Annotated in this window: 8 protein-coding genes; 3 read left to right on the top strand and 5 right to left on the bottom strand. The window is 50.5% G+C overall.

Annotated features, from left to right (window positions below):
* The 3 genes from OEM52_04535 to OEM52_04525 all read left to right on the top strand — a co-directional run.
* On the top strand, window positions 1-538 hold a 538-nt coding region (locus OEM52_04535; protein ID MDK9699404.1), incomplete at its 5' end, for a hypothetical protein.
* A complete protein-coding gene (locus OEM52_04530; GenBank protein MDK9699403.1) occupies window positions 535-1,188 on the top strand; it encodes a polysaccharide deacetylase family protein in 654 nt (217 codons plus the stop codon). The genes OEM52_04535 and OEM52_04530, both read left to right, overlap by 4 nt.
* Entirely contained in the window at window positions 1,185-2,312 is a 1,128-nt protein-coding gene (locus OEM52_04525) for a glycosyltransferase (GenBank protein ID MDK9699402.1), read from the top strand. The genes OEM52_04530 and OEM52_04525 overlap by 4 nt, the downstream gene beginning before the upstream one ends.
* Window positions 2,313-2,560: 248 nt before the next feature.
* On the opposite strand, the gene ftsZ is transcribed toward OEM52_04525, so the two are convergent.
* From ftsZ to murC, 5 genes are all read right to left on the bottom strand, one after another.
* Window positions 2,561-3,757 (bottom strand): cell division protein FtsZ, encoded by a 1,197-nt coding sequence (ftsZ, locus tag OEM52_04520; GenBank protein MDK9699401.1) that lies wholly within the window; start codon window positions 3,755-3,757, stop codon window positions 2,561-2,563.
* Window positions 3,758-3,780: 23 nt separating this feature from the next.
* Complete coding sequence (ftsA, locus tag OEM52_04515; GenBank protein MDK9699400.1) at window positions 3,781-5,064, bottom strand: cell division protein FtsA; 1,284 nt, start codon at window positions 5,062-5,064, stop codon at window positions 3,781-3,783.
* 116 nt (window positions 5,065-5,180) lie between these two features.
* Window positions 5,181-5,975 (bottom strand): FtsQ-type POTRA domain-containing protein, encoded by a 795-nt coding sequence (locus OEM52_04510; GenBank protein ID MDK9699399.1) that lies wholly within the window; start codon window positions 5,973-5,975, stop codon window positions 5,181-5,183.
* Window positions 5,962-6,903, bottom strand: a complete 942-nt coding sequence (gene murB / locus OEM52_04505) for a UDP-N-acetylmuramate dehydrogenase (GenBank protein MDK9699398.1) — start codon at window positions 6,901-6,903, stop codon at window positions 5,962-5,964. The genes OEM52_04510 and murB overlap by 14 nt, the downstream gene beginning before the upstream one ends.
* A complete protein-coding gene (gene murC / locus OEM52_04500; protein ID MDK9699397.1) occupies window positions 6,900-8,270 on the bottom strand; it encodes a UDP-N-acetylmuramate--L-alanine ligase in 1,371 nt (456 codons plus the stop codon). Before murC ends, murB begins: the two co-directional genes overlap by 4 nt.
* Between the last annotated feature and the right edge of the window lies 1 nt (window position 8,271).

Raw genomic sequence — 8,271 nt, 5'->3', positions numbered from 1 at the left:
GATGATTCCTATCACCGCCTCGACAGCGAATATGCTGCTTCCGGTACAGGCGTTCCGCAATGGGTTGTGGGATCGCGTAGGAACGGAAGGCACCGGTGAAGATGGGCGTATCCTTCAGGCGCAAGCTTCAGTAGGAACCCCGATGCGGGCAGTCATTGACGTTGATGCAGCGACGTTGACGACATTAGCTCCGACGTATCGTGAAACGGCAGCAGCGCGCCGAAGATGGTATCAAGATGCGCTGACATATTCGATTATTGTGAAACTGATTCAAACTGGCATTGCATTATCTCTGCTGGGTTTGGGATCGGCGTTGGTTGCTTTATTTTTTGCCGATGTTCGTTTGGCAGGCGCACTGACAATTCTGGGGAAATATCTCAACGACTTCGTTCATTACCAAGAGACGAAAAAGTACTTTCCATTTTTTACCCGCCGCTCATGGTTGGTGTGGGTACCGTTGCAACCGTGGCTTTTACTGAGTTATGCATTGCTTCCGAAACCGAAGAAGACTAGCGGTCGAGGGTTTGCATCGTCATGAACTTCGAGTACCCCCTTCGATTCGGGTGGTATTATCGGTTGCTGCCCGGTTTGATATCCCGCTTTGAGACAACCTCACGTAAGCTTTGGATCACTTTTGACGATGGTCCAGCTTATCCCGGCACACCGTATGCACTTGCTACGCTTGAGAAATTTCAGGTGAAGGGGACGTTTTTTGTTCAAACCGACCGAAGTCTCGGCAATCGAGTTTTGCTAAGAGAATTGTTGACAAATGGGCATGAAATCGGACTCCACGGCTGGCACCACCGTTCGCAGTTATTTAGGAAACGTGAAGATATTTTGCGCAATTGGATTGATTCGAAACACCGATTGGAAGATGTTTTAGGGATTGCAATCACCCGGTTTCGCCCGCCCTATGCGGATCCGCCGCTGGCGGGGTGGCAAGCATTGCGGCGGGAGGGGTTTCTGCCGATCTATCTAACATGGATGTTGGGTGATTTTGTCGCTACATTACCGACAGAACATGTTATCGAGCAGTTAATGCCGCAATTATCACCCGGACAGATCGTTGTACTACACGATGGCGGTCCGGCACCTCAGATATTCGAGAAAATTCTACCGCTGTTGTTAACTGCGTTACGCGACCACAATTGGCAAACGATGATTCCCGCCACTGAGACTTTGCGATGATTTATTTTATCGGTATCGCTTCGCTGGGATACTTCGTTGCCTTGTTGGCAGGGATTCTTGCATTGCTGTTGCCAAGACGGAAAGAACAGATAAAGTTTGTGCCGGTTAGCGTAGTAATCTGTGCGCGAAACGAGGCAGTGGCGTTACCTCAGACCTTGGCGGCAGTGGCGGCTCAGAATTATCCCGTAGAGTTGATCGAGTACATTTTGGTCGATCACTGTTCGAGTGATCAAACGAAAGCAGTCTTTGATGCCTTTGCTGCTGAGGATCCAGTTCGGAGAAAAGTGCTATCAATACCGGAAGACTTAGGCGTGTTACGCGGAAAAGCGGCACCTTGGCATGCCGGGATGGAGGCGTCATCCCATGAAATCGTATTGACGACCGGCGCGGATTGTATCGTCCCGAAAGACTGGATCAAACTTACGGTAGCAAAGTTCGATGAGAAAACGCAAATAGTCAGCGGCTCCGAACTCCTCCACAGTAACGAAAATCCAAATTCGATATACAACCTCGTGCAAAACCTCGATATGGCGTTTATTCAAGGAATCGGGTATGCGGTTGCACGGTTGGGACTTGGCGGTTCGGGGTTATCGAATAATTTTGCAATTCGGCGCAGCGCCTATTTCGCCGTGGGTGGGTTTCCGAAATTAGGATTTTCGATTTGCGAAGATGTGTTGCTATCTCAGGGCGTGCTACAAAAATATGGGAACCGCGCGTTGCGATATCATCTCGACCGCCGGACTTTTCCTGTGACCGAACCGGAACCGCCACACAAACTCGCGAACATGAAACTACGGTGGTCGATGGGAACCCGACGATTGGGGTTGGGTGGTTTGCTGATGATCGCGTTTAATTTTCTGTCGCATCTCGGTTCGATTTTAGCGGTAGTTATCGGCGGGGAAGACATGCGCACTGTTGGATGGATCGGAATTATCGGCGGAGTGATTCTCGAATCGCTATTTCTGATTATCGTACTGATTCATAAAGGGATTGTCCAACGGAATGTTCTCTGCTTACCATTCTTCTTAGTGTATCTCTGGATCTATCCGAACCTCGTTGCAATTCCAGTAATCTTCCGGTTGCCGGTACGTTGGAAGGGGCTTTGGGTTAGGGAACCGGTTTAGCAGATTGTTTTGGGCATAAGTAAAGCAACACCGCCGTGGGTCAACGCGGCGGTGTTGTTTTTTAACGGTACGGGAGTAGTACCGATGGAGATTTTTGTTTACGGTGGACAGGATAGTCCAACGTATGGATTTGTTCCGACAGACTGTTCTGTGGTCTGTCGTACGGTTTGGATAACTCAGACAAGATTGTCTGAGCTACAGATGAAATGAAACGACTCAGACAGGATTGTCTGAGCTACCGAACTACGTTATGAACGGTTGCGGCGAAGAATCGCCGGTACGCTAAAACTGTTTCCGTTGGAACGCAGACTGGCGTCTAATGCGGGTGCCGCTACAGGCATCACTGGCACCGTTCGGAACGTATCCCCATTGGTTTTGCCATTGCCATTCGAGAAACCGTTGGTTGCGCCATTCGAGAAACTGTTCCCGGTAAAGCTGTTCTGCAGAGTAAACGATTCTTGTTTCGGCTGCGCACGAAGATCCTGTCGGAGACCGGTCGCGATTAATGTAACTCGCAGTTCGTCAGTGATATCGTCGTTGTATGCCATACCTGCGATAACATTGGATTCGTTGCCCGTTTTGTCGGTGATAACTTTAACAGCGGTATCGAATTCGCGCAGGGTTATGTCCCGCGAAGCGGATACGTTTATCAGAATCGAGCGAGCGCCGGCAACATCGATGTCCTCAAGGAAAGGCGACGAAATCGCTTGCGTTGCGGCATTCAATGCCCGGTCTTCTCCCGATGCAGTACCGAAACCGAGCAGTGCATCACCACCACCCTTCATCACTGTACTCAAGTCGTTGAAGTCGAGGTTGATTTCCCCGGCAGTGGTAAGTAATTCGCTGATCCCTTTAGTCGCTTGGACTAAAATAGAATCGGCACGTTGGAATGCTTCGGTTAACTTTACATCAAGGGAAATGTCGACGAGTTTTTGATTGGGAATCACGATTAAGGTATCGGTGACGCCGCGAAGTTGACGAATCCCATCTTCTGCTCGCTGCATTCGCTGCGCCCGCTCGAATTGGAAAGGGCGTGTTACAATCGCTACCGTCAAGGCACCGAGTTCGCGGGCGATATCGACTACTACCGGCCCGCTACCCGAACCTGTACCACCACCACCGCCGAAGGTCGTAATCACTAAATCTGCACCTGATAGTGCCTGCATAATGTCTTCGCGATTCTCTTCCGCCGCCAGCCGTCCCACTTCGGCATCGCCACCGGCACCGAGACCGCGGGTGGTTTCGACACCGATTTGCACGGTACGATAGCCATCCAATTTTTCCAACGATTGTAAATCGGTGTTGATTGCGACAAACTCGACGCCACAAACACCCGCTTCGACCATTCGTTTAATCGCATTGCCGCCAGCTCCACCAACTCCGACGACTTTGATTTTCGCACCGCGTGCGAAATTTTCGACCAAACTGAAACGCATTTTACCCATGGTATCCTCCCGTTACTTTTTAGTTAGCTGCCATTGACCCAATCGAACAATCTTGAAATCGGATTTTGAGGATTTAGCGATGTTAATTCAAACCCATACATCGCCATTCCCAATACATTGATCGCCGCCGGCGTTAACGCTTCGCCGGCTAAGTCCTGAATGCCACTCGGTTTCGCGAGCCGCACCGGACGCTTTAAATATCGCTGCGCAAATTCAACAAGACCGGGAAGCATCGCCCCACCGCCGCTTAAAACGACCGGCTCTTCCACAGCTCGGTTTGCCCGCATATACAATTCATCCATCGCGACATCGAAAATCTCTTCACAGCGAGCGACAACTACTCGATAGAGATAATCGGGATCGATTTCCCGGTTACCGGGCACCGGTATCAATTCTGGTGCAACCGGTTTTCCCATATCGTCCCAGTAAGAAACTGGTTTCGTCGCGCCATACTTCTTTTTGAGGTCGTTCGCTGTATCGAGTGGCACTTCACACATCTGCGAAATGTCGGATGTGATGTCGCGTGATCCGTATTGCACCGGGAAGGCGTATTGCCAAACCCCTTCCTTAATGAATAGGACATTGGTAGTCGAATAACCGATATCGATAACAATTGTCCCGAAATGTTTCTCAGTCGGTTCCAACGCGACACGATCCATCGTTGCTGGAGCATAGACTGTACTCTTGATGCTCACAGTTGCTCGCTTACAGCAATCGTTGACAACATCGACCGCTTCCTTGCGCGCCGCAAGCGATAAGTATCTGCCAAAAAGGTTCTGCGCTTCGAGTCCGACCGGCGAACTTAACCAATTAGTACCATCGACCGAGTAACCCATCGGAATTAAATCAAGTTGCTGGTACTCACTGGAAATGAAGACGTGATGGTGATGTTCCTTTAAGCGATACAAGTCTTCAAAAGAAATCGTCTGAGATTTTCCCAGCCATTTTTTACTTAACGTCAAATGAGAATCGGTCGGTGAGGCAATGATATCGTTACCTCCTATACCGATAATCGCAACACGAATCGAACCACTCGCGCCAAGCTTTTGCTGAACTTGATACAGCGACGCTTGTAACACATCGGTCGTTTTTTTTACATCGGTGATTACACCGGCGTTCATCCCAAGCGAAGCGACATCGCCATAAGCGAGCAATTTGACGTTACCGGTTTCGCTACGACCGATCACCGCAGTGCGAATGCGACTCGTTCCGATATCAATCGCAACCGTAGCGACCATTTCCTCTTCTTGTTGATCGGAGAGGAAGGAGCCGGTATCGATAGAGTTCTTTTCTGGTTCAGTTGTCATATTGAGTCGGTGTCGAATCCACTTTTTGAGTCGGTGTAACACGGTTTTACTGCTTTGCGTAGAAATAGAATTTTCTACTTGGTACTTATTCTCTCAGACAAGATTGTCTGAGCTACTTAAAATGATGGATCGATACGGTCGGCGACGGCAATAAAACCGGATGCCCGAGCATCGATGTATGCGATTTTCGCTAACGAAACACCCGCCGGTAGTTTCTGCATAAACTGATCGACCGCTGAGATCGACTGTATTCGTGATTTTCCAAGTAACAGCTCGACATGACCATCGTCGAGCAACACGCGATAGGTCGAAGGGGAATCGAACCGCACTTCGGCAACCCGCTGATATACACGATAGGGACGCATTTCCCGCAACAGTGCAATGACTTCCCGCATCTTGTATTCTTCAAATTGTTTTCCTACCGCGGGAATTTCACCAGAATAATTCGTAATCACTGGTAAACTAACAGGATAACCATCAACGGGTTGCGGCATCACACACCCTTCGGAACTCACAAGTTGGGTTTTACCATTCGCAATGACTGCAACAGGGGTGTGTTCTACGATTTCGACGAAGAGTACATTCGGCAGCGTGCGATGAGTTCTCACCGATTTTACCCACGGGAGTTTTGTTAGTTTTGTGTTTAGCTGTGCCATATCTAACCGGAAGAGCGGCGTTCCAATCCGCACACCAAGCGCTTTGCGAATATCGTTTGTCGTTGTGCGCTGATTTCCAGTAATCTCGATTCGCTGTAACTGGAACATGTTAAGCGGATCGGTGTACATGACGACATACCAACCGCCAGCAAGCACAGCGACAAACGAGAGCAAAACCAACAATCGCTTTAGTGCGAACTTGCGGGCACGGACTTGTTGTTGGCGAAAGACGACCATCGATTTAAGACGCGGCATTTTCAAACCCCCACAACACTTGTTCCATTTCGAGTTGCACGCCATACAGTGCAAACACAGCTGCCTGAACCGTACGAATCAAACGATAAATATCAGCGGCAGTCGCCTTCCCGGTGTTGACAACAAAACCAGCATGCTTTTGACTCACCTCGGCATCGCCACAACGCACCCCTTTTAGACCAGCGGCTTCGATTAATCGTCCAGCAAAGTCATTGGGAGGGCGTTTGAATACCGAACCGGCCGAAGGGTATTGCAATGGTTGACTGGCGCGTCGTTTCGCTAAAACTTCTCTCATCTCGGAAACTAATTTGTTCGGATCATCCGTAGGGAACCGGAAACCAGCAGCGGTAATCACAACCGTTTGTAATTCGGGAACGGAGCGATATCCCCATGTGATATCCGACTTTTCGAATTCGACAATTTCACCATTAGCCGATACACCGCGCACCCATTCAAGATGTTCAGAGATTTCAACACCGAAAGCACCGCAGTTCATACGTAAACCGCCACCCAAAGTTCCGGGTATTCCGGCGAGCTTGGCAATTCCGCCGAGGCCGGCTCGCGAAGCCATCCGCACCAAGCGTAGAAGCGATGCTCCGGCTTGCGCGACTATCCTGTCGCCGGTTAGCGAAATCGTGTTTAGATAACTGCGAGTGTCGACGAGTAAACCATCGATACCATTGTCCGCAATCAGGATGTTAGAGCCACCACCTAATACATAGAGCGGAACTTGCTCTTCACATACTGTTTGCACAGCCGCAGCAACGTCAGCTTCTTCATAGGGTGCATAGAGCAATTTTGCTTCGCCGCCAACCCGGTAGGTGGTGCGTAACGCTAATGGTTCTCGTTCGCGCAACTGCCCGCTGTTGTGGCGATACAACGTGTCGCGGACGCGGCTCAGCGACGTGAATTCCGGGATTGCACTCACAGTTCGCTCACCATTTGTTTAGCCAACTTCGTGACATCGCCAGCACCCATTGTTATCAGCATATCGCCCGGTTTCAATTCGGCTCGGACGCGATTTAGCCAATCAGTTTTTTCAAGATCGATAACGGCACTATGACCGGACCGACGCAATACATCGGAAACCAATTTTCCTGTAACGCCCGATACCGGCTTCTCACGCGATGGATAGACGTCAGTGACAAAAACGACATCGGCGACAGTTAACGCCATCCCAAACCGCTCGGCAAAAACCGCCGTGCGTGAAAAGAGATGGGGTTGAAACACTGCGACAATGCGACCGCGATGAGACGCCCGCGCAGCCGCTAACGTCGCTGCAACCTCGGTGGGGTGATGGGCATAATCATCGACAACCGTCACTCCGTTCCACTCACCAACTCTATCAAACCGACGGGCAACGCCGGTAAACGACTCGAGCGCAGGGACAATCGCCGAAAATTGTATCTCGATTTGACGGCATAGCGTAATAACCGCTAATGCGTTGCGAAGATTGTGGATACCGGGTACTTGGATTTTCAATTCGCCAACGACGGTCGAACCATCGACGACAGTGGCAGTTGTTATTCCCGCCGCCATTTTGATATCGATCGCCCGGATGTTGTTTTCTGGTCCGACTCCATACGTGATGACCGTTCGCTTGAGTCGAGGGCGAATCGCCATTACACCGGCATCGTCGCCGCATATCGCCAAGGAACCGTAGAAGGGAACGCGATTCGCAAACTGCACGAAAGCATCTTCCATCTCGCTGTAAGTTGGATAGGTGTCGGTGTGCTCGTGTTCTAGATTGGTAATGATGGCGTGCACCGGCATGAGATGGAGAAACGAGCGGTCGAATTCATCGGCTTCTGCAACCATCCACTCGGAATCGCCGGGTTCGGCATTGCCACTCGTGCTTTGCAAGCGGCCGCCAACGATTATGGTGGGATCCATCCCCGCTGTCTTTAGGGCGGCACCTAACATCGCAGAAGTTGTGCTCTTACCGTGAACGCCGGCAACTGCGATACCAAGCTGCAAGCGCATCAATTCACCCAACATTTCGGCACGGGGAATGACGGGAATATTTAAGCGGCGGGCTTCCACCAGTTCGACATTGTCGGGTGGACAAGCGCTCGAATAAATGACTACTTGCGCGTCCCCGATGTTTTTAGCGGAATGACCGATAGCGATTTCAGCGCCAATTTTTCGCAACCGGATTGCCGAGTCGTTCTCCTGCAAATCGGAACCTGTCACGCGTAAGCCGTGGCGGAGAAGGACTTCAGCGATTCCACACATGCCGGTACCGAGAATACCGACAAAGTGCAAGCGGCGAAAACGATGGAAGAAGTGTTTCACG

The sequence above is a fragment of the bacterium genome, assembly GCA_030247525.1.
Lineage (GTDB): Bacteria > Electryoneota > JAOADG01 > JAOADG01 > JAOADG01 > JAOTSC01.
The sequence above is the reverse complement of the archived record's forward strand: the minus strand, read 5'-3'. Positions and strand labels throughout refer to the sequence as shown.

What these genes read in the sequence shown, in the direction of transcription:
- OEM52_04530 (MDK9699403.1), top strand. Translation starts at nt 535, where the DNA reads ATGAACTTCGAGTACCCCCTTCGATTCGGGTGGTATTATCGGTTGCTG.
- OEM52_04510 (MDK9699399.1), bottom strand. Translation starts at nt 5,975, where the DNA reads ATGCCGCGTCTTAAATCGATGGTCGTCTTTCGCCAACAACAAGTCCGT.
- ftsZ (MDK9699401.1), bottom strand. Translation starts at nt 3,757, where the DNA reads ATGGGTAAAATGCGTTTCAGTTTGGTCGAAAATTTCGCACGCGGTGCG.
- OEM52_04525 (MDK9699402.1), top strand. Translation starts at nt 1,185, where the DNA reads ATGATTTATTTTATCGGTATCGCTTCGCTGGGATACTTCGTTGCCTTG.
- ftsA (MDK9699400.1), bottom strand. Translation starts at nt 5,064, where the DNA reads ATGACAACTGAACCAGAAAAGAACTCTATCGATACCGGCTCCTTCCTC.